The sequence below is a fragment of the Leucobacter luti genome, from assembly GCF_019464495.1.
Taxonomy (GTDB): domain Bacteria; phylum Actinomycetota; class Actinomycetes; order Actinomycetales; family Microbacteriaceae; genus Leucobacter; species Leucobacter luti_A.
Window position 1 is genome coordinate 1,702,008 of record NZ_CP080492.1, and the last position, 20,119, is coordinate 1,722,126.

The 20,119-nt window shown below is 65.1% G+C and carries 21 protein-coding genes; 9 read left to right on the forward strand and 12 right to left on the reverse strand.

Annotated elements, in window-relative coordinates:
* Positions 1-65: 65 nt before the first annotated feature.
* From K1X41_RS07645 to K1X41_RS07660, 4 genes are read right to left on the reverse strand one after another with little or no spacing between them, the layout of a single operon-like run.
* The gene (locus K1X41_RS07645; RefSeq protein WP_220175735.1) at positions 66-1,556 is read right to left on the reverse strand and encodes an aldehyde dehydrogenase family protein; all 1,491 of its coding nucleotides are present in this window, start codon (positions 1,554-1,556) and stop codon (positions 66-68) included.
* A gap of 14 nt (positions 1,557-1,570) precedes the next feature.
* The gene (locus tag K1X41_RS07650) at positions 1,571-2,764 is read right to left on the reverse strand and encodes a M20 family metallopeptidase (RefSeq protein WP_220175736.1); all 1,194 of its coding nucleotides are present in this window, start codon (positions 2,762-2,764) and stop codon (positions 1,571-1,573) included.
* Positions 2,757-3,434, reverse strand: coding sequence for a DUF1028 domain-containing protein (locus K1X41_RS07655; RefSeq protein ID WP_220174321.1), 678 nt, complete (start codon positions 3,432-3,434; stop codon positions 2,757-2,759). Before K1X41_RS07655 ends, K1X41_RS07650 begins: the two co-directional genes overlap by 8 nt.
* Positions 3,431-3,862, reverse strand: coding sequence for a RidA family protein (locus K1X41_RS07660; RefSeq protein WP_133617196.1), 432 nt, complete (start codon positions 3,860-3,862; stop codon positions 3,431-3,433). Before K1X41_RS07660 ends, K1X41_RS07655 begins: the two co-directional genes overlap by 4 nt.
* Before the next feature lie 174 nt (positions 3,863-4,036).
* Here K1X41_RS07660 and K1X41_RS07665 point away from each other — a divergent pair, with 174 nt between their 5' ends.
* Positions 4,037-4,966, forward strand: a complete 930-nt coding sequence (locus K1X41_RS07665) for a LysR family transcriptional regulator (protein ID WP_220174322.1) — start codon at positions 4,037-4,039, stop codon at positions 4,964-4,966.
* 208 nt (positions 4,967-5,174) lie between these two features.
* Positions 5,175-6,455, forward strand: coding sequence for a flavin-containing monooxygenase (locus tag K1X41_RS07670; protein WP_220174323.1), 1,281 nt, complete (start codon positions 5,175-5,177; stop codon positions 6,453-6,455).
* Positions 6,456-6,525: 70 nt separating this feature from the next.
* Here K1X41_RS07670 and K1X41_RS07675 read toward each other — a convergent pair whose 3' ends face one another.
* From K1X41_RS07675 to K1X41_RS07690, 4 genes are all read right to left on the reverse strand, one after another.
* A complete protein-coding gene (locus K1X41_RS07675) occupies positions 6,526-6,828 on the reverse strand; it encodes a Dabb family protein (RefSeq protein ID WP_133617193.1) in 303 nt (100 codons plus the stop codon).
* Positions 6,825-7,130: a glutaredoxin family protein gene (locus tag K1X41_RS07680; protein ID WP_220174324.1), complete on the reverse strand. Its 306-nt coding sequence runs from the start codon at positions 7,128-7,130 to the stop codon at positions 6,825-6,827. Before K1X41_RS07680 ends, K1X41_RS07675 begins: the two co-directional genes overlap by 4 nt.
* A gap of 120 nt (positions 7,131-7,250) precedes the next feature.
* Positions 7,251-7,349, reverse strand: a complete 99-nt coding sequence (locus tag K1X41_RS07685) for a 30S ribosomal protein bS22 (protein ID WP_005504750.1) — start codon at positions 7,347-7,349, stop codon at positions 7,251-7,253.
* A gap of 193 nt (positions 7,350-7,542) precedes the next feature.
* Complete coding sequence (locus K1X41_RS07690; protein WP_132206004.1) at positions 7,543-8,025, reverse strand: ArsR/SmtB family transcription factor; 483 nt, start codon at positions 8,023-8,025, stop codon at positions 7,543-7,545.
* A gap of 221 nt (positions 8,026-8,246) precedes the next feature.
* On the opposite strand from K1X41_RS07690, the gene K1X41_RS07695 reads away from it, so the two are divergent.
* Both K1X41_RS07695 and K1X41_RS07700 read left to right on the forward strand, forming a co-directional pair.
* A complete protein-coding gene (locus K1X41_RS07695; RefSeq protein ID WP_132206002.1) occupies positions 8,247-9,623 on the forward strand; it encodes a TrkH family potassium uptake protein in 1,377 nt (458 codons plus the stop codon).
* On the forward strand, positions 9,616-10,281 hold the full coding sequence (locus K1X41_RS07700; protein WP_165875672.1) for a potassium channel family protein: 666 nt from the start codon (positions 9,616-9,618) through the stop codon (positions 10,279-10,281). The genes K1X41_RS07695 and K1X41_RS07700 overlap by 8 nt, the downstream gene beginning before the upstream one ends.
* Before the next feature lie 129 nt (positions 10,282-10,410).
* Here the strand turns inward: K1X41_RS07700 and K1X41_RS07705 are convergent, their stop codons facing one another.
* From K1X41_RS07705 to K1X41_RS15940, 3 genes are all read right to left on the reverse strand, one after another.
* Entirely contained in the window at positions 10,411-12,978 is a 2,568-nt protein-coding gene (locus K1X41_RS07705; RefSeq protein WP_133617191.1) for a helix-turn-helix transcriptional regulator, read from the reverse strand.
* Positions 12,979-13,403: 425 nt separating this feature from the next.
* Positions 13,404-13,775: a pyrroline-5-carboxylate reductase family protein gene (locus K1X41_RS15935; protein ID WP_309478037.1), complete on the reverse strand. Its 372-nt coding sequence runs from the start codon at positions 13,773-13,775 to the stop codon at positions 13,404-13,406.
* Complete coding sequence (locus K1X41_RS15940; RefSeq protein ID WP_309478038.1) at positions 13,742-14,263, reverse strand: pyrroline-5-carboxylate reductase family protein; 522 nt, start codon at positions 14,261-14,263, stop codon at positions 13,742-13,744. Before K1X41_RS15940 ends, K1X41_RS15935 begins: the two co-directional genes overlap by 34 nt.
* Positions 14,264-14,390: 127 nt before the next feature.
* Between K1X41_RS15940 and K1X41_RS07715 the strand changes: the two genes are divergently transcribed.
* From K1X41_RS07715 to K1X41_RS07735, 5 genes are all read left to right on the forward strand, one after another.
* Positions 14,391-15,353: a cation diffusion facilitator family transporter gene (locus K1X41_RS07715; protein ID WP_132205998.1), complete on the forward strand. Its 963-nt coding sequence runs from the start codon at positions 14,391-14,393 to the stop codon at positions 15,351-15,353.
* Positions 15,354-15,508: 155 nt separating this feature from the next.
* Complete coding sequence (locus K1X41_RS07720; RefSeq protein ID WP_132205996.1) at positions 15,509-16,666, forward strand: ABC transporter substrate-binding protein; 1,158 nt, start codon at positions 15,509-15,511, stop codon at positions 16,664-16,666.
* Between the two features lie 53 nt (positions 16,667-16,719).
* Positions 16,720-17,565 (forward strand): ABC transporter permease, encoded by an 846-nt coding sequence (locus tag K1X41_RS07725; protein ID WP_133617188.1) that lies wholly within the window; start codon positions 16,720-16,722, stop codon positions 17,563-17,565.
* Positions 17,562-18,512 (forward strand): ABC transporter permease subunit, encoded by a 951-nt coding sequence (locus tag K1X41_RS07730; RefSeq protein WP_132205992.1) that lies wholly within the window; start codon positions 17,562-17,564, stop codon positions 18,510-18,512. The genes K1X41_RS07725 and K1X41_RS07730 overlap by 4 nt, the downstream gene beginning before the upstream one ends.
* Complete coding sequence (locus K1X41_RS07735; protein ID WP_132205990.1) at positions 18,502-19,605, forward strand: ABC transporter ATP-binding protein; 1,104 nt, start codon at positions 18,502-18,504, stop codon at positions 19,603-19,605. Before K1X41_RS07730 ends, K1X41_RS07735 begins: the two co-directional genes overlap by 11 nt.
* On the opposite strand, the gene K1X41_RS07740 is transcribed toward K1X41_RS07735, so the two are convergent.
* On the reverse strand, positions 19,602-20,084 hold the full coding sequence (locus K1X41_RS07740; protein WP_132206228.1) for a nucleoside deaminase: 483 nt from the start codon (positions 20,082-20,084) through the stop codon (positions 19,602-19,604). The genes K1X41_RS07735 and K1X41_RS07740 overlap by 4 nt on opposite strands.
* Positions 20,085-20,119 lie beyond the last annotated feature (35 nt).

The window sequence follows — 20,119 nt, forward strand, 5'->3', positions numbered from 1 at the left end:
TGTTCTCGATCTCCAAATCAGATGGAGTTCCACACACTAGCTCCCCGGCACCCGGGGAAGCAACGTCAGCCCCACTGCATCCAAGTCGTCTTGTAATCCGTATAGTTTTCGAGCGCGTGGACCGAGAGATCTCGCCCGAACCCGGACTGCTTGAACCCGCCAAACGGCGTCGTGAAGCCGAGCGCATCGACCGTGTTTACCGACACTGTGCCTGCGACGAGGCGCTCCGATACGCGGTGCGCACGCGCGAGGCTCCCAGTCCACAGCGATGCGGCGAGCCCGAACGGAGTGTCGTTTGCACGCGCGATCGCTTCGTCCTCGGTGTCAAACGGGGCCACAACGGCAACCGGACCGAAAATCTCACGCGTGTGAACCTCGTGGTCAGCAGGCACATCCGTGACGATTGTTGGCTCGATGAAGGCGCGGGAACCAGCAATCTCTGGCCGCCTCCCGCCCGCAACAATGGTGCCGTCCCTGCGGGCGTTTTCAATCGTCGCCCACACCGTGTCGGCGTGCGCTTCGGAGACCAGTGATCCGGTGCCGCTCGCGGGGTCCAATGGATCACCAGGAGCGTACGCGCTGGCCGCTGCAGCGTACAGGCGCAAGAACTCCTCGTACACCGGCCGCTCCACGAAGATCCGCGAATTCGCCGAGCACACCTCACCCTGGTTGTAGAAACTCCCGAAGGCGGCCTTCGCCGCAGCGAGCGCGAGATCATCGCAGTCCGCAAAGATCAGGTTCGAGCTCTTCCCTCCCGCCTCCAGCGCGAGTCGCTTCATATTCGACTGGCCAGCGTACTGCTGCAGCTGCTTCGCCACCTCGGTCGACCCGGTGAACGCGAGCATGTCGACGTCTTCGTGCAGCGCGAGCGCTTTCCCCACCACCGAGCCGCGGCCGGGCACCACGTTCAGAATGCCGGCGGGGATCCCGGCTTCCAACGCCAACTCCGCAAGCAGCAGCGTGGAGTGGGACGCCTCAACCGGAGGCTTGACGACCACTGCGTTTCCTGCGGCAAGCGCCGGAGCAAGCTTCCAGGTCGCAATTTCGAGCGGATAGTTCCAGGCCACGATCACCGCAACCACTCCGAGCGCCTCGCGCGTCACGAGTGCGGTCGCCCCGGGAGGGGTGACCGGGATCAGGTTCTCCTGTTTTTCGATGGCCTCGCCGTAGAACCGATACAGCGCCGCGGAGCCTGGAGCATCGATCGTCGATGACTCCCGGATCGGCTTTCCCATGTCGAGGGTGTCGTACAGCGCAAACTCGTCGGCCCGCGCCTCGATGAGTCGCGCAAGCTCCAGGAGCCGTTCGCGCCGGAACCCAGCGCCAGCACGCGACCACACCCCCGATTCGTAGGCAGCGCGTGCCGCGGCGACGGCAGCATCGACTTCGACCTCGGTGCACTCGTGGATCTGGGAGAGCACCTCCCCGGTCGCGGGGTTCGACTTCGGAATGGTGGTGCCAGAGCTCGCCGTGATGCGGGCCCCGTTGATTACCGGGCGGCCATCAAACTGCAGCGCCGCCGCCGCTGCTTGCCACTCTGCGTAGCTGCGGGTCATGTCTGTCTCGTTTCTCAATCGTGTGGGATCGCAGCGCTTGAGCGCAGCACCCCGCTGCGGTTTCGGGTGACGTCCAGCGCGGTCCACGCAAGCGCCGTTGCGCCGTCTCTGAGGGTCTGCTCTGCCGCAGGTCCCACGCATGCCGCCGCGAAATCTGGCTGGTGATTGCTCGCACCCCCGCCAACGCCGATGTAGGGATGGATCGCGTTGACCACCTGAGACACATTGCCCATGTCGGTGGACGCCCGGTTCATCGTCGCGGAAGCCGGATCGACGTCGAAGTTGCGGCCGAGCGCGCGCGCGTTTTCGCGGTAGCGATCCAGCGCGTCCTCGTCTGTGCGCATCTCCGCGTAGCGCTCACTCTCCGGTGTGATCGTGAGCGTGGCGCCCGTCGCGAGCGCACCAGCCTCGAAGCACTTCCGCACCCGCTCCTCCAGTTCCAGTAGCTGCGCCGTGGTCTCGGCCCGCACATACCAGCGGCCCTCCGTGCGCTCCGGGATCGCGTTCGGCGCCTCCCCGCCCCTGGTCTGCACGCCGTGCACACGTACGCCGGCGGGGAGCTGCTGACGCAGCAGACCGATCGCGAGCTGCGCGATGAGGAACGCATCGTTCGCGTTGACCCCGCGCTCCGGATACGCGGCAGCGTGGGCCGCCGTGCCGTCGTACTGCACGTGCCAGTGCGTCACCGCGAACGGCCGCGCTTCTGCCACATCCACCGGTGCGGGGTGCGCCATCAGCGCGAAATCCAGTTCGGTGAACGCCCCGCGCTCGAGCAGCACGATCTTGCCGCCGCCGCCCTCCTCCGCCGGGGTCCCAATAACCTCAACTGCGAGGCCGAGATCATCCGCCACTGCGGCGAGCGCAATGGCGCCGCCAACGGACATCGCCGAGATAAGGTTGTGCCCACACGCGTGCCCGAGCCCGGGCAGCGCATCGTATTCGGCGAGGAAACCTACGGTAAAGCGGTGCGCACCTCGCGGCAGCCGCACGGCACGAAACGCGGTCTCAAGGCCCAGATAGGGCTGCTCAATTGTGAAACCGTGTGGTGCAAGCGCAGTCGCGACAACCGCGGCGGAGCGGTGCTCTTGCCACCCAATCTCAGGGTCTGCGTGCAGTTGATTCGACAGTGCACACAGCTCAGGATCAATCGCGCGTACTCGGTCAGCGATCCGCACCTTCAAGTCGTCGGGTGGCAGTCGTTCATTCATCGCCGGGCACCCCGTACGTCGGAGCCGCCGCCGGGTTGAGCCCGCGGCTGATGTAGTCATCACGCTGCGGCAGCCACTCGGTGAGCACACGTCCGAGCTCTTCGATCGGATCCTCCGACCAGTCAACACGCAGATCGGTGACGCGCCAGCCGGCGCTGCCGACCACTGCGAGACCCGCAGAATGGACGGGACCCGCCTCGCCGCCTGCTTCCATCGCCGCCTGCAGTGCAGCAAAGAGGCGCTCCTCGATTCGGCCAGGGGCTGCGAGGGCAGTGTCCACGAGCGCGTCGAGCACTTCGAGGCTCGCGAGCATATTGCCTCCGGCCACCGCATTCTCGCGACTGGCGGACCCGAAAACCCCGAGTGCGCGGCCGCCGGAGTACACCGCAGCGCGGCCTCCGGCGTCGAGCGCCAGCAGTTGCCGGTACTGGATCGTCTCGGGATCAGCGCCAGCCACCACTGCGTCTACGGCCCCCTGCGCGGTCGCGCCTTCCCGCAGTGCCTCAATCAGAGCACCGCCCAGGCGCGGATCGGTCACGTTCTGCGAGTGCGCACCCCCGATCCCGTCCGCGAGGTGCACGCAGCGCGCAGCGACGGCGGGCGACGATGAGGAGATCACCGACCCGAACTCACCGCTCACGGGATCCCGCAGGATCAAGGAAAATGTCATGCCGCACCGCCATCGCTCAGCACCGCGGTTGCGTCGATCTCGACGAGCCATTCTGGCCGCGCGAGCGCCTGCACCACGAGTCCGGTGGAAACTGGGTACACGCCCTTGAGCCATTTGCCGACGGTTCGGTAGACATCCTCGCGGTAGCGCGGGTCGATGATGTAGATGGTGACTTTGACGATGTCTCTGAGACTGCTGCCCGCTTCGTCCAGCAGCATCGAGATGTTCTGCATAGCCTGCTCAGTTTGCGCCACGACGTCACCGATCCCGACGGACTCACGCGTCTCCAGGTCCTGCCCGATCTGCCCACGCAGGTACACCACCCCGTTCGCCACGACGGCCTGGCAGAGGTCATTGTCGAGGTGTTGCTCAGGGTAGGTTTCCTGGGTGTTGAATTTCCGCAGGCGGAGGTGCGTCGTCGCTGTCACAGGGTCTCCTCGGTGAGTGGGTGGCGTGATTCATCCGTCAGCACCATTGTCGAGACCACAGGAGTATCTGTAAAATACTCAAAACGAAGATAGGGTATCGGGAAAACAGATGCAGCCCGGGGCGTACGTCCCGCGCCGGCTCCGGCGCATCCCCCGACCTCAAGGAAGAACGCAATGGTGCACCGCTTCTCGATCACTCTTACCCAGCTCAGCTATTTCACCGAGTGCGCGAAGACGCTCAATATGACGGCTGCGAGCCAGGAACTGCACGTCGCTCAGTCGGCAGTATCCACGGCAATATCCCACCTGGAGCGCTCGCTCGGCGCTGCGCTCTTTATCCGTCAGCACTCGAAGGGGCTCATCCTCACCGCGGCCGGTGAGGCGCTCTTGCGCGACACCCACCGGCTGTTCGGTCTGCTCTCCGACACGATTGAGACGATCCAGGCGGATCAAGAAGAGGTGCGCGGCGCCATCACCATCGCCTGTTTCCACACGCTCACTCCGTTCGTGCTGCCTCAGCTCCTCAGACTGCTGCAGGAGCGCCATCCCAACCTCACCGTTGAAGTAGTGGAGGGCGACTCCGAGGAGAACCTCGCAGCCCTCCGCGGCGGCCGCGCCGAAATCGCGATCGGCTATGACCTCACGGCGCCAGACGGTATCGAGCAGGAGTTCATCGCCGCTGTGCCTCCGCACGTGATCCTGCACACTGATCACCCCCTCGCACAGCGCGGGTCCGTGGCGCTCGCAGAGCTTGCTGCAGATCCGCTCGTACTGCTCGATCTCCCGGACAGCCGCGAGTATTTCCAGCGCATGCTCCAGGAGGCCGGGATCACGCCACACGTGAAGTACCGCACGAAGAACTACGAGGCGGTGCGCTCGCTCGTAGCGATGGGATGTGGCTTTTCGATTCTGAACCAGCGCCCGCGCATTGAGGAGACCTACACAGGGAGCCGCACGGTGATCGTCGAGATCAGTGACGATGTGCGGGCACTGCACGTGACGGTCTCTTCACTCGCGCAGGTGGAGCGGACCGCGCGAGCGCGGGCCGTCGCAACAGCGGTGCGGGAGCTGCTGACTCCGACAGACCCAGCCTCCGATATGTGATTTTCCGATCACCCCACCGCATTGCATCGCGGAAAACGATGCAATGCACCGCGAACGTGTATTGGCTTCCCGCCGCACAGCTGCGCTTTGCTGGTCACTATCCGAGCCCCAGTTGACGAGGCTCGGGTACGGATTCACGGCGCGGTGACCAGTGTGGTGCCTCTCCCGAATCTGCTTCGAATCAACACACTCGAGCGGAGAACGAAGTATGTCGACCCCAGAGATCTGCGTCACGGAAGTCCTCGTCGTCGGCGCCGGCCAGGCCGGTGTGGCGATGAGCGAACACCTCAGCGCACAGCAGGTGCCACACATCGTCGTGGAGCGACACCGTATCGCCGAGCGCTGGCGCAGTGAGCGCTGGGATTCTCTCGTGGCCAACGGCCCTGCCTGGCACGACCGCTTCCCCGGCCTCGCGTTTGCTGGCCTGGCGCCTGATGCGTTCGCAACGAAGGATCAGGTGGCCGACTACTTCGAGGAATACGCCCGCCAGATCGAGGCGCCCATTCGCTGCGGAGTCGAAGTGACGTCTGTCACACAGCTCGCTGGCGCGGCAGGGTTCCTCGCCGAAACCTCAGACGGCCCGATCCGCGCCCGCTACATCGTCGCCGCAACTGGCGCGTTCCAGAACCCGGTGATCCCACCGCTCGTGCCGGCAGACACCGGGATCACGCAGCTCCACTCAGCTGGCTACCGCAACCCGGAGCAGCTGCCGGCTGGCGGCGTCCTCGTTGTGGGCGCAGGATCCTCCGGCGTGCAGATCGCGAACGAACTGCGGCACTCCGGCCGCCAGGTCACACTCGCCGTCGGCCCGCACGACCGTCCGCCGCAGCGCTACCGCGATCGCAGCTTTGTGTGGTGGCTCGGGGTGCTCGGCAAGTGGGATGCCGCGACACCGGCAGAGGGGGCTGAGCACGTCACGATCGCAGTGAGCGGCGCAGACGGTGGCCGCACCATTGACTTCCGAAACCTTGCCGCGGACGGGATCACGCTCGTGGGCCGCGCAAACGCCTTCGAGGGCGGGATCATGCACTTCGGCACTGACCTCGCGACAAACATCCGGGGCGGCGACGAGAACTACCTCTCCCTGCTCGATGAAGCCGACGCCTACGTCGAGCGCATGGGACTCGACCTGCCGGAAGAACCGGAAGCGCGTGAGCTTGGGCCGGATCCCGAGTGCGTCACGAACCCGATTCTCGAACTGGATCTGGCAGCGGCCGGGATCAACTCGATCGTGTGGGCCACTGGCTACCGGGCAGACTACAGCTGGCTGAAAGTCGCAGCCTTCGACGCCTTCGGCCGGCCAGTGCACCAGCGCGGTGTCTCCCCGGAGCCCGGTGTGTACTTCCTCGGCCTGCCGTGGCAGTCGCGTCGCGGATCCAGCTTCATCTGGGGCGTCTGGCACGACGCGAAGTACCTCGCGGACCAGATCGCGATCCAGCAGGGCTACCGGGCGTATCAGCCAGCACCGCAGTTGATCGAGAGCGCGTAACTCCCCGGTCTCGGGTTCCGGGCGCTCGCCAGCCAGCGCCCGGAGCCCGGGCGCCGCGGCGCACGTCGCGCTAGAGCGTGAAGTCTGTTGCGACGCGGGCGACCGCGTACTTCTTGATGACCGCTCCTGCCACGACGTGGTCGGGGTGCACGACGTATGCGGACAGCCCAGCCTCATCGTCGAAATCGGCAATCAGTGTCACATCGTAGTTATCGCCGTCGAACAGTTCGTTCCGGTGCGCCGTCAGCGCGTTCAGCGTCGGCACTAACGCCGGCAGTGCCTCAAGCGCCGCAATGATTTCCGCAGCCTGGCCGTCGCGTGCTTCGCGGGTCTCACCGCTGAGTTTCCAGGAAACAATGTGGCGCAGAGTCATGATGGGCTGTCCTTTACAAACTGAGAGAAGATGCCGCCACGGGCGGCCTTGTCGATCGCGGCCGTGAGGCGCACCGCATCGACGCGCCAGATCGCGTGCTGTTTGCCGCCGATCTGAACGACTGGAATGTGTTCGGCGTATTTCCTGGCGAGCGCCGGATCCTGAAGAATATCGAGCTCCTCGAGCTCGGTGTTGACTCCGCGAGACGCGGCGTCAGCGCGAACGCCCGCGATCACTTCGCGTGCATCGTCGCAGAGGTGACAGCCCGGTTTCCCGATCAGCGTCAACTTCACCGTGCGCATCGGGCTCCCTTCTTCGCTCACGTGCTCCAGTGCGGGGCTGCGCAATTGCCAGCCCCACAACAACAAAAGGCGCCGGACCTGGGGCCCGACGCCTATTATCGGTCGCGCTCTGCGCGCCGACTACTTCTTGTTGCGACGCTGGTGACGCGTCTTACGAAGCAGCTTGCGATGCTTCTTCTTGGACATACGCTTACGGCGCTTCTTAATTACTGAACCCACGGTCACCTCACAACGTCTCTCGGGCCGCCGGATTCGTGGCCCACAAAACAGTAATCCTACTCTGCCCAGCGGCCCAGCGCGAACCAACCGGCGGGAAAAGCCAATTGATTCTCGGTATTTCGAGCGATTTGGCCCGCTTCACGGCACAATCTCGGTCGTAATCGAGTGCGCGGTGCCGCGAGAACAGAACGCGTTAGTCGCGCAGGCGGAAACGCGCGACGAGCTCTTTCACTCGATTCTCAGCGCGCGCAGCGGCGCGCCCGATCCGCTCGGCCGCGGCTGCTGCCTCTTCAGGAAGCACCTCTTCGCCGTCGTCAAGGTTGGCGAACGCGTCTTGGTCTCCAGGACCGGGAATCCGCTCGCCGTCCTCCGAGAGGTACTCGACCGTGACCTCAGTGTCGAAGCCCGCGGAGAGGAAGGGGATCACAAAATCCTCGATCATCTCCAACGGCTCGGGGTTCAGCGAGTAGTAGCGATGCTGCCCCTCCTCACGAACCGTCACGAGTTCCGCCTCGCGCAGCACTTTGAGGTGCTTCGAAACTGTGGGCTGACTGATCTCCAGCTGACCGACAATCTCAGAGACGCTGATCTCGGCGTCTCGCTGGAAGCGCTCGAGCAGCACCTGCAGGATGTCGCGCCGGGTCGCGTCGGCAATGACCCCGAAGATATCTGGCATAGCACCCAGGGTAGTGGCCAGGACCGATTCTGTCCCGTTCCCGCGTGCCGCGGCTCAACAATTCACCCTTGCGGCGCGGCGTGTGTAGCATGACAGCATTGAATCGAGACCGTGAGATCCACGCGCCTCGCGCCGTAACCGGAAAGTAGGGCAACGTGGGGGCACCCATGGTGAGCCAACGCGGCTCATCCTCTCTCTCGCGGCGATCGTGGATCGGCGCGATGATCCACTCCTCGCCTGCCCGCTTCGCACTCCTCATTTTCACGGCCCTGATCTTGGTCTGGACCGCGCTACTTTCACTCCCGATCGCGAGCAGCAGCGGCACGATGACGCCGCTGGCCGATGCGCTCTTCACCGCCGTCTCTGCGATCTGCGTGACCGGCCTGTCCACGGTCGATATGTCGACGCACTGGTCACTTTTCGGTGAAATCGTGGTGCTCTCCGGCCTGCAGATCGGCGGGATCGGTGTCCTCACCCTCGCCAGCATTCTTGGTCTCACCGTCACGCGACGCCTGGGCCTCAGGCAGCGGTTGCTGGCAGCTGGCGACACGAACCCGATGCGCATGGGGCGCGACGTCTCCGAAAGCCAGGCGGTCGGCCTCGGTGAGATCGGCGGCCTGCTCGGTGCCGTAGCGCTCAGCGTCGTCGTGATCGAGGGCATCCTTACTCTGCTGATCACGCCGCACCTGATGTTCGCAGCCGGCTACGACTTCCCGCACGCCCTCTGGAACGGGTTCTACCTCTCCGCCTCCGCATTCACGAACACCGGTTTTGTGCCCCTGGCGGGCGGCCTGGAGCCGTTTGCGACCGATGTCTACCTGCTCACGGTCCTTGCCGTCGGCGTGTTCCTCGGCGCGATCGGGTTCCCCGTGATTTTCGCCCTCTACCGCTACGTGATCGGCAGCGGGTGGCGCTCGCACAAGCGGCTCGGACTGCACGCCAAACTGACGCTCACCACGACGCTCATCTTCGTCGTGTTCGGTTGGCTCGCGATCGCAGCGCTCGAGTGGAACAACCAGTCAACATTTGGTCCGCAGAACTTCGGCCAGACGATGTTCAGCTCGGTCTACATGTCGATCATGACCCGCTCCGGCGGGCTGGGCATTATTGACCCGCTCGACATGAATGGCTCAACGCTGCTCGTGATGGACATGTTGATGTTCGTGGGGGGCGGCTCCGCTTCCACCGCAGGTGGCATCAAGGTCACCACGATTGCTGTGCTGTTCCTCGCAGCGTGGGCCGAGGCACGCGGATACAAGGACGTGCAGGCGTTTGGCCGCAGCATCCCGAACGAGGTGTTGCGCGTATCTGTCTCGATCCTCATTTGGGGTGCCACGATCGTGCTCGCCTCAACGGTGACCATCATGCACATGACCGGTGAGTCTCTCGACATCGTGCTGTTTGAGGTGATCTCCGCGTTTGGCACCTGTGGCCTGTCATCGGATCTCTCGGCACAACTCCCCGACGCTGGGAAATACGTGCTCGCTGCCACCATGTGGGCAGGCCGAGTTGGTACGGTGACACTGGCCGCTGCAATCGCCGCGACCAACCGTTCCCGCCTGTTCCGACTTCCTGAAGAAAGGCCGATCGTTGGTTGATATTCGCAGTGACGCCCCCGTGCTCGTGATCGGCCTCGGCCGCTTTGGCGCGGCAACGGCAGGTCAGCTCGACCGCCAGGACCGCGAGGTGCTCGTCGTTGACACCGATCCCACGCTCGTGCAGAAGTGGGCCGACCGCGTCACACACGCCGTGCAGGCTGACGCCCGCTCAATGGAGGCGCTGCGTCAGATCGGTGCCGACGAGTTTCAGGTCGCCGTCGTCGCCACCGGATCCTCGATCGAGGCCAGCGTGCTCATCGCGGCAAACCTGGTCGACCTCGAGATCCCTCAGATTTGGGCGAAGGCGATTTCTGCGTCGCACGGCAAAATCCTCGAGCGCATCGGGGTGAACCACGTGATCTACCCGGAGCGCGAGGCAGGCGAGCGTGTTGCCCACCTGCTCAGCGGAGCGATGCTTGACTTCATCCAATTCGACAACAACTACGTCATCGCGAAGATGTACCCGCCGCGCTCGATTCGAGGCCGCACACTTTCCGCCAGCGGCGTGCGCACTCGCTACCGCGTAACCGTCGTCGGAGTAAAAACGCCGGGTCAGCCATTCACGCACGCGACGCAGGACACGCTGATCTCACCACACGACCTGATCATCGTGAGCGGTTCGGCCTCAGACGTCGAGCGCTTCGCCACCATCGCGTAATCGCTCGGCGCGAGCCCGAGGTCGAGCGGCGCGAGGCACGGGTCGCGAGGCGCGGATCGCACGGATCGCACGGATCGCACGTCGAGCGTGGCCCGGTACGGATCGCCGACTCGCCGGCTCGCACCCACGCTATCGACCCACGGCGAGCCCGTTCATATAATCAACCACGTCAGCGCGTCCGCCCAGCTTCGTCTTGCGGATAATCCGGTTGATGTGGCTCTCCACGGTGCGCACGCTGAGCACCAGGCGCGAGGCGATATCAGGGTTGTTCAGCCCCTGAGCGATCATCCCAGCAATCTCGAGCTCGCGAGCAGTCAGGGTCACCGCGGTTGCGCCAAACCGCGTGGTGTCGATCCGCCGGCTGCCAAACGACTCCACCAACTCGTCGAGGAGCTCCTGCGCTTCCGCTGCACGAGCCGTGTCTCCCGCCTCCTGGAACAGCGCACTGGCCTGTTTGAGCGCCTCAACGGCGAGCCCCGGCCTCCCGGTCTCAAGCAGGCGTTCCTCCATCGCGACCAGCGCCGCTGCGTCTCCGGCCGTTCGGCTGCGGAGGTACTCGAGGTGCGGCAGCACATACGGGCTGTCGAGCTCGGCGATCGCCTCTTCGAGGCGCTGCATGCGTGCAGGATCCATGCGGATCTCCAACGAAGTGAGCATGCCAAGCACTGCCGAGAATCGTGCGCCACGCGCCCAGAGCGACTCGGACGAAGCCCACAGTCGCTCAGCCGCCTCAACCTGCTGGCCGTTGAATGCGAGCAACTGCGCATCAGCCCAGGCGCCCGCCTGCACAGGCAACGGGCCGTCAGGCACGCCACTGCTGAGGACCTCACTCGCGTAGCGCTCACCGAGCGATACATTTCCTCGTCGGATCGCGACGAGCGATGCGATGTTCAGCAACCCGAGCTGGACGGAGGTCGGGAAGCTCGGCGGTTCCCCCATAGCGAAGAGGGTGTCGAGCAGCTTCTCCGTCGCCGGGTAATCTCCCGAGATTCCAAGGCACAGCGCCGCAAGGTAGCCGTGCGCTCGCGTGGCATCCGGGTCAAGGTACCCGTGCGCTTCGTCAATCCCGCGCAGCGCCCAGCTGAGGGCTGCGTCGAACTCGCCCAGGCCGAGAAGCACGAGCCCGTAGAGCATGTTGTGGGCGGTGTCCATCGAGTTCTTGACGTGTTCTGCGAGCGAGTCGAACACCCTGCGGGCGTCACCAAACCGGCCCAGCGAGATCAGCACCGTCATCTGCGCTTCCAGGAGCGCGAGCTGCACGTCGGCGGGCAGATCGTCTGAGCTCTCGAGTCGCGCAGCGTAGTCTTCCGGGATCCCAGTGAGGTTCGTCTCGATCAGCACTGCGCACGCCTCAGCCGAGCGCTCATACGCACCGAGACCGTGAGTATCGGCGCGCAGGCGACGCAGTGCGCCAAGCATGTCGTTCTCGATGTACGCGGTCCACTGCGCGCGCAACACCGCGAGCGCTACGCGCCCCGCGGGGTCTCCCGCTGCGCTATCCGTTTCCTCAAACACTTGCGCGATCTTCTCTTCTGATCCGGGGGTCTGCAGCAGGGCACGCACATACTGCACGGCCGTGCGCGGTCCGGGAGAGTCTTTCCACTCGGCCCGGGTCACTATCCGCCTGGTCCGTGCCCGCTCCTGGAGCAGCCGAACGAACAGCGCATCGTCCTCACCCAGCGTCTCGCTGCGGCTCGAGCGGGCGATCAGCAGGTCGAGGGAATCCGACGAGCCCAATCGGTCGATGATGAGCTCGGTCAGCCTGATCCGCCGCGCAGCCAACGGCTCGTTGCGGAAGAACTCGACCAACAATGGCGGCACCACTGTCACGAGCTGACGATTTCCGGCTGGCACGATGCGCAGCATCGCGCGTTCCTCCAGCAACTCGAGCGTGTGCCAACTGACAAGCTTCCGCACGGTCTCAACGTCCGCGACGCCGACGAGCGCGATGATCTCAAGGGCGTCGCGCGCTTCGGACCCCAGATTCTCCAGGTGCGCCTCCAACACGCCCCGCAGCGCAGGGCTCCAGAGGTCTCGCGCTGCAGACCACACACCATGGTTGTTCACCATGCGCCCCTCACGCACCGCCGCGTCAAGCACGTTCCGCGCAAGGCCGACGATTCCGCCGGACTTCGCGTAGAGCCGACTCATCGTGCCCGTTTCGATCGTGCCGCCAAGGTGCGCTTCAAGCACCTGCTCAAGCTCTTCGAAGCGAATCGGATCCATATCGATGACGTACGCGGGTTCGAGCGTTGAAGCCGCAAGGCCACTCGGGGTGTGCCTGGCCCGCAGACCCTGCAACCGGGAGAGCACGATCGGCATACCTGTGGTCCGTCGCACAGATTCGGCGACGCCCCAAGACGACTCGTCGAGATCATCCCAATCGTCCAAGAACAGCACCGACTTCGTGCCGTGTGCCTGCTCACGCAGCGCCTCGACAGTCACCTGAATACTTGAGGCACGCTGATCGTTGGGGCCGCCGATTCCGGCGAGGTGCATGGCCGCGAGCGGGTGCTGTCGCAGCGACGCAACTCCGCGCACGACGATGACCTTGCACTCGTCTTTCTCAAGCAACGCGCGCAAACTCTGCAGAAAAGCGCTACGCCCGCTGCCCCGGCTGCCCACCACATCGATGCTCGTGCCAGCCTGGAGCAAACTCACCGCGCTGGCAAGACTGCGATTTCGTCCGATGAGCATAGGAGTCCTTTTCCGCAACGAGTGTTCCCTTCCCAATCCTAGGTCTCACCTGGGGCTGAGCGGAAGAAGCGTGACCGGCTCTGGTGTGCCAGCGCGTGCACCAGAGCCCGCCTGCGGTGGTTTTGGACAGCACAAATTGCGCCCAGGATGGGCCTCGCGCGGCACCAGCACAGGAATCTCTGGTGGCGTTTCGAATGCTGCTCTCGGGCAACGCTACTGGCGGCACGCCGCGATACTGCCCATTCTCACGGGATGCAGTGGGAGCTCGCCGCTTCCTCCGTGCGGCAGGTACGGCGCACCGCTGCCAGGCACCACGCACACGTGCGGAGCCGGGCGCGGCTCAGTGCGGCTCAGCGCGGCTCAGCGCGATCGGGGAATGCTCAGCTCCGCATCAGCGTGAATCCCGACGGCTCCGAACGGTCGGTCTACTCCGCTTCGAGCTCCCGCGAGCGCCGCACGTTTGCGGCGAGCGCGCGGTCGAACAGCTCGGGCCAGCCGCCGGCCTGCAGCTCAATGATCGCCTGCTCTGTCGTGCCCTTCGGGCTCGTGACGTTGCGGCGGAGCTGCGCGGCGTCCTCACCGCTGGATTCCATCAGTTCCGCGGCTCCCAGCACGGTCTGGCGCACAAGCTGCCTGGCCTGCGCAGCCTCGAAGCCGAGCCGCTCTGCCGCCGCAATCATCTCTTCGACGTAGAGGAACACGTATGCCGGGCCGGACCCGGAGACCGCTGCGACGTCATTGATCTGGTCCTCGCGGACCACGATCACCTGGCCGACCGTCTCGAACAGGCGGCGCACGAGCTCGACATCGGCGGCACTGGCCGTGGCACCCCAGCGATCCCGGTCATGCCGCGCCCGATGTGTGACGGAGTGTTCGGCATCGCGCGCACGACGGCGACCCCTGCAGGCAGCACCGCTTCAATCGCAGCGCTCGGCACTCCGGCCGCGACACTCACGACGACTGCGCCTGGCTCGAGCGCCTGCGCGATCTCGCGTGCTGCGTCGATCAGCAGCCAGGGCTTCACCGCCAGAATCACGAGGCCAGCCCCCGCGACAGCGCGCCGGTTCGCCTCGGCGTCGTCTTCGAGCGCGATCGCCGTGACATCAGTGGTGTTTGCATACTCTGCCGCACTCGCCGCTGAGCGAGTGGTAACAACAATTGGGCGCGTAATCGCGACCGAGGGATTTCGCAGTCCCTGCAGGATTGCACCCCCCATCGAACCGACACCGATCATCGCGGTGCGGGGAAGGCCGGGCTGCTCGGGCGTCTCACTGGCTGCGTTCACACGCACATTCTAGGAGAGTGCCCCGGCGGGGAGGGCGAACCGACGCGCCCCAATATGGCCGCCTGGTGCTCCCTCCCGCCATAGAATGGCGCAGAAGAGCACGAACACTCAGCTGGAGGCAACTGACATGAGCGCGACAGGCGGCAACAAGGCCATCATCGCGGCGTTCCTCGCCAACATGGGCATTGCGATTACGAAGTTCATCGCGTGGGCCTTTTCCGGTTCCTCGTCGATGCTGGCCGAGGGTGTGCACTCACTTGCAGACTCCGGAAACCAGCTCTTGCTCCTGCTCGGCGGCAAGCGCGCACAGCAGAAGGCTGACAAGGAGCACCCGTTCGGCTACGGCCGTGTGCGCTATGTTTACGCCTTCGTCGTCGCAATCGTGCTGTTCTCGATCGGCGGTGTCTTCTCCGTCTACGAGGGCGTCTCCAAGATCCAGAACCCGCACCCGCTCGAAATGTGGTGGCTGCCACTGCTCGTCCTCGCAATCGCGATCGGGCTTGAGAGCTTCTCGCTCCGCACCGCGGTCCGAGAAAGTCGGCCACACAAGGGCGACTCGAGCTGGATCCAGTTCATCCGCCGCTCGAAAGCCCCGGAGCTTCCCGTGGTGCTCCTTGAGGACATTGCCGCACTGCTCGGCCTCGTGATCGCGTTCTTCGGTGTTGGCCTCACCGTCATCACCGGCAACGGCCTCTTCGACGGCATCGCCACGATCGCAATTGGCGTGCTGCTCGTCGCCGTCGCAATCATCATCGGCATCGAAGTGAAGAGCCTCCTCGTCGGCGAAGGGGCGAGCGATGAGGACGTTGCAAAGATCGAAGCAGCCCTGTTGAAGTCGCAGGATGTGGACCGGATCATTCACATGAAGACGCTCTACGTCGGCCCCGACGAGTTCATGGTTGGGGCAAAGATCAGCCTCGCTCCCGAGCGCACGATGAACGAGGTCTCCATGATCATCAACCTTGCTGAGCGCCGGGTGCGCGAGGCCGTACCCGCCGCACGGATTATCTACATCGAGCCCGATGTCTATCTCGATCCGAATATTGCTCAGCCGACAACGAGCTCAATCGTCATGCTCTCGAGCGACTGAGCGCCCCCGCTTCACTCGCTGTTCACCTTCCGGGCACTCCCGGGTCGCCTCCTGGAAACTGCGCTTCTCTAGCGTTGGATCGGATCGGCGCCGCCTCGGCGGACGTCGCACGCGCCGTACCGGCGATCCGTTCACCCTTTCCGGAAGGAACACCAGTGACCTCTCGCGCACTTCTGCGCTCGGCGACGCTCGTCACGACCGCACTCCTGATCAGCGGGCTCGCAGCCTGCTCTACCGGCGGCGCCGCTGACCCCGGCACGGGGTCCGGCGACACGGGATCCGGCACCTCAGTCGATGCCGCCACCGCGACCAGCGCCGAAGACTTCGGCGGCATGGATGAGCTCGTGAAAGCCGCACAGGAGGAGGGCCAGCTCAACGTCATCGCCCTCCCAGACACGTGGGCGAACTACGGCGAGATCATCTCCGGGTTCGAGGAAAAGTACGACATCACCGTCAATTCGGCCTCCCCCGACGCGTCAAGCGCCGAGGAGATCCAGGCAGCTGACAACCTAAAGGGGCAAGACACTGCGCCCGACGTCTTCGATCTCGGCACCGCAGTAGCGCTCGCGAGCACCGACTACTTCGCGCCGTACCAGGTGGCGGAGTGGGATTCGATCCCGGCTGAGAACAAGGATCCGGAGGGCCTCTGGGTCAACAATTACTCCGGCATCATGTCGATTGGGTACGACTCGGACAAGCTGCCCGAACCGAAGACCCTCACAGATCTCCTCGGCTCCGATTTCACGGGAGCCGTGGCGCTCAACGGTGACCCGACGCAGGCTGGTGCCGCGTTCGCAGCAATCGGCTCTATTGCGGCGCTAAATGGCGGCGGTGTCGATGATTTCGGTCCCGGCATCGACTTTGCCGGAGAGCTGCGCCAGGCAGGGAACTTCCTTTCGCTCGATCCGACACCCGCGACAATCGCCTCAGGCGAGACCCCGCTCGTGTTCGACTGGTCGTTCAACAACGTCGCGGCCGCCGCTGACAAACCGAGCTGGAAGACGACGGTGCTCCCTGGCGCCGCGTACGTGTCGTTCTACAACGAGGCGATCAACAAGGACGCCCCGAACCCGGCCGCTGCCCGACTCTGGCAAGAGTGGATCTTCTCCGACGAAGCGCAGGCGCTCTTCCTCGAAGCGAACGCCGTACCCGTGCGGGTCGATGCGCTGACGAAGGCCGGCGCAGCCGATGAGAAGTTGATTTCGCAGGCCACCTTCGGAACCGACTCGGCAGACTGGGTCTCGCCGACCCAGGAGGAAACCGACGCCGCCAACGCACTGCTCACCGAGCGCTGGGCCACGACGGTTCAGTAGCGGCTCCGCGGGGCGTGAGGGACACTCGCGCCCCGCTCCGTTCCCCGGTTCCCATGAAACGCCTCCTTCCCGCGTTCGGCCTGACGCCGTTCGTCGCATATGTCCTCCTCTTCCTCGCGGTGCCAACATGCATTGCTATCGCGAGCGGCTTCGTGGGTGAGCACGGGTTCACCCTTGCTGGCCTCGCCGTCCTCACCCAGCCCAACACGCTCTCCGCATTCGGGTCGAGCATTTGGGTGAGTGCGCTCACCGCGTTGAGCGGTGCCGTGATTGGCGCGATCCTGTGCTGGGCCCTTGCTGCGCTGCCCGAGCGGGGGCCATTGCGCCGCGTGATCGATGCAGCCAGCTCAGTGCTCGCCCAGTTTGGCGGCGTGATGCTCGCGTTCGCATTCATCGCGACGATCGGCATTCAGGGCATCGTCACGGTAATCCTGCGCGAGCAATTCGGCCTTGATCTCTTCGCCAAAGGCGTCTGGCTGTATGAACTGCCAGGACTGATCCTCCCCTATCTCTATTTCCAAGTACCACTCATGGTGATCACATTTCTGCCAGCGGTCGTGGCGCTGCGACCCGATTGGTCAGAGGCAGTTGCCACGCTCGGCGGATCAAGCGGCGCGTACTGGCGCCGGGTCGGCCTTCCCGTGCTCGCCCCCGCATTCCTCGGTTCGCTCCTGCTGCTGTTTGCCAACGCATTCTCGTCCTACGCGACAGCCGCGGCCCTCATCAGCCAGGGCTCCCAGATCGTGCCACTCCAGATTCGCGCGGCTCTCATCGGCGAGACTGGCGCGAGCCAGGCGGCCTCCGCCGGAATTCTGGCGCTCGGCATGGTGATCGTCATGACGATCGTCATGCTCGGCTACGGCAGGCTCATGTCCCGCGCGGCACGGTGGCAGCGATGAGCGCAGCCGCACCCGGACGGCCCTCGCCCGCCGTCGCACGCACGATTATCGGTGTCATCGGCGGTGTCTTCCTGATCCCGTTGTTCGCGATGCTCGAGTTCACGCTCCGCCGCACGTCCGGGGGGTACGGGCCGGAGCACTGGCTCGCACTCTTCGATCCGGATCAGGCGCGGACCTATCGCGTCCTGTTCGAAGGCATCGGCAACTCGGTGCTGCTCGCGCTGCTGACCCTCGCAATCGTGCTGCTCGTGTTCTTTCCCACGATCGTGCTCGTGCACTTGCGCTTTCCTCGGCTCCAACGCGGTCTGGACTTGTTGACCGTGCTGCCCATCGCGATCCCTGCGATCGTGCTCGTCGTCGGGTTCGCCCCCATCTACCGTGTCATCGGGCAGACCATCGGATCCGGTGTGTGGACACTGTCCCTTGCCTACGGCGTGCTCGTCCTGCCGTTCGCGTACCGCGCGATCGTCTCAGACCTCACCGGCATGGATGCGCGGGTGCGTGCTGAGGCGGCGCGCTCACTCGGTGCTGGCTGGGGCACCGTGCTGATCAGGATCATCGCGCCCGGCGTGCGGCGCGGATTGCTTGCCGCCGCACTCCTGACCATCGCAATCGTGCTCGGTGAGTTCACCGTGTCCTCGCTCCTGAACCGGATCACCCTCCAGACTGCGCTCCTGCAGGTCTCCAAGTCCGATCCGTTCATCGCGGTCGCAATCTCGCTCCTGTCGCTCGTTGGCGTGTTCGTGGTACTGCTGCTCGTCAGCGCAACGGGAGGGCCACCGCGCAGCCGACGCACCACACGTCGGGCTGCTCGCCGCGGCCCGGATCCGGATCCCAGCGCATCCGCGGTCGCCGCGGCCCACGGCGCACTGCCCAGCGCAATCACCCTGCCGAATTCCCGCCTTCCCCTGCCCTCGCCTTCCAAGGAGGCCCCACGTGTCCACTGATTCACCACTTGGCCAGGCCGGTCAGTCCGTCTGCCTCGACGGAGTCACCAAGAAGTACGGATCCACCACAGTGCTCCACGGTGTCGATCTCGAGCTCTCGCCCGGCGAGCTCATCTGCCTCCTCGGGCCCTCCGGCTGTGGCAAAACGACGGCCCTCCGCTGCATCGCAGGGCTCGAGGCGGTGTCTGCAGGCCGCGTGCTCATCGGCGGCGCAGAGGTCACGAATGTTCCGGTCAACCGTCGCGATATCGGCATGGTGTTTCAGCAGTACTCACTGTTCCCGCACCTCACCGTCGCAAAGAACGTGGAATTCGGGCTCGACATGCGACGCGTGCAGAAGCAGGAGCGCCGCACGCGAGTGGGCGAGATGTTGGAGATCGTCGGCCTCGCGCACCTTGCCGAACGCTTCCCACACGAGCTCTCCGGCGGGCAGCAACAGCGCGTCGCGCTCGCCCGAGCGCTCGTCACACGGCCGCGCGCGCTGTTGCTCGATGAGCCCCTTTCGGCGCTCGACGCGAAGGTGCGGGTGCGGTTGCGCGAGCAGATTCGCGCGATCCAGACCGAACTGGGGATGACGACGGTGTTTGTGACCCACGACCAAGAAGAAGCCCTCGCGATCTCCGACCGCGTAGCCGTCATGGAGGGCGGGCGGATTGCGCAGCTCGGCACGCCAGAGGAACTGTACCGTCGCCCGATTTCTTCATTTGTTGCCGACTTTGTTGGCCTATCGAACCGCGTCGATGGTGACCTTGTGGGCGACCGTGTCCGCGTGCGCGGCACAGAGCTCCCGCTTCTCGCCGTTCCCTCCGGCACCACCGGTGTCACCGGAGCGCGGGTGACGGCATATGTGCGGCCAGAGCACGTACATCTCAACGGAAATGCTGGGTCCGCTGGGAGCTGGTCCGATGCTGGCGAGCGCAGCGCCGTCGTGATCTCGAGCGGATTCCTCGGACCGATCCGGCGCACGGTCGTGCAATTTGGCGACGGCAGCACCGTGGCGGCCCAGCACGGCTCTGAATCGGAGTACCGCGCCGGAGAGCGCGTCGAGGTCTCGTTTACGCGCGAGCCTGTGACGGTGGCGCCGCGACTCTAAGGGTGACTCGGCCGCGCGGTGGCCCCGGCGGGCCCGCTGCCGTCCGGGCGGCGAGCGGTGAAGAAGCTGCGCAGCAGCGCGATCGACTCTGCAGCACACACTCCTGCGACGACCTCGGGCACCGCGGAGGGGAGGCGGCCATCGCGCAGCAGATCGTAGACGCTGCCGACAGCCCCGGCCTTTTCGTCCCATGCACCAAACACGACACGCGGGATACGGGCTGCAAGAATCACCCCGGCGCACATCACACACGGCTCGAGCGTGACCACAAGCGTGCAGTCGGTGAGCATGCGATCGCCGAGCGCTTCCGCAGCCGCTCGAATGGCCAGCACTTCCGCGTGACCGGTGGGATCTGGCGCGCTCTCCCGCGCGTTGTGGCCCGAGCCCAGCAGCTCGCCAGCAGGGCCGAGCACAATGGCGCCGACGGGGATCTCGCCTGCGGATGCGGCACGCTCAGCCTGGGCGAGCGCGAGCCGCATCGCCGCAATGTCAGCGGGGGATGGAGGGATGGTGG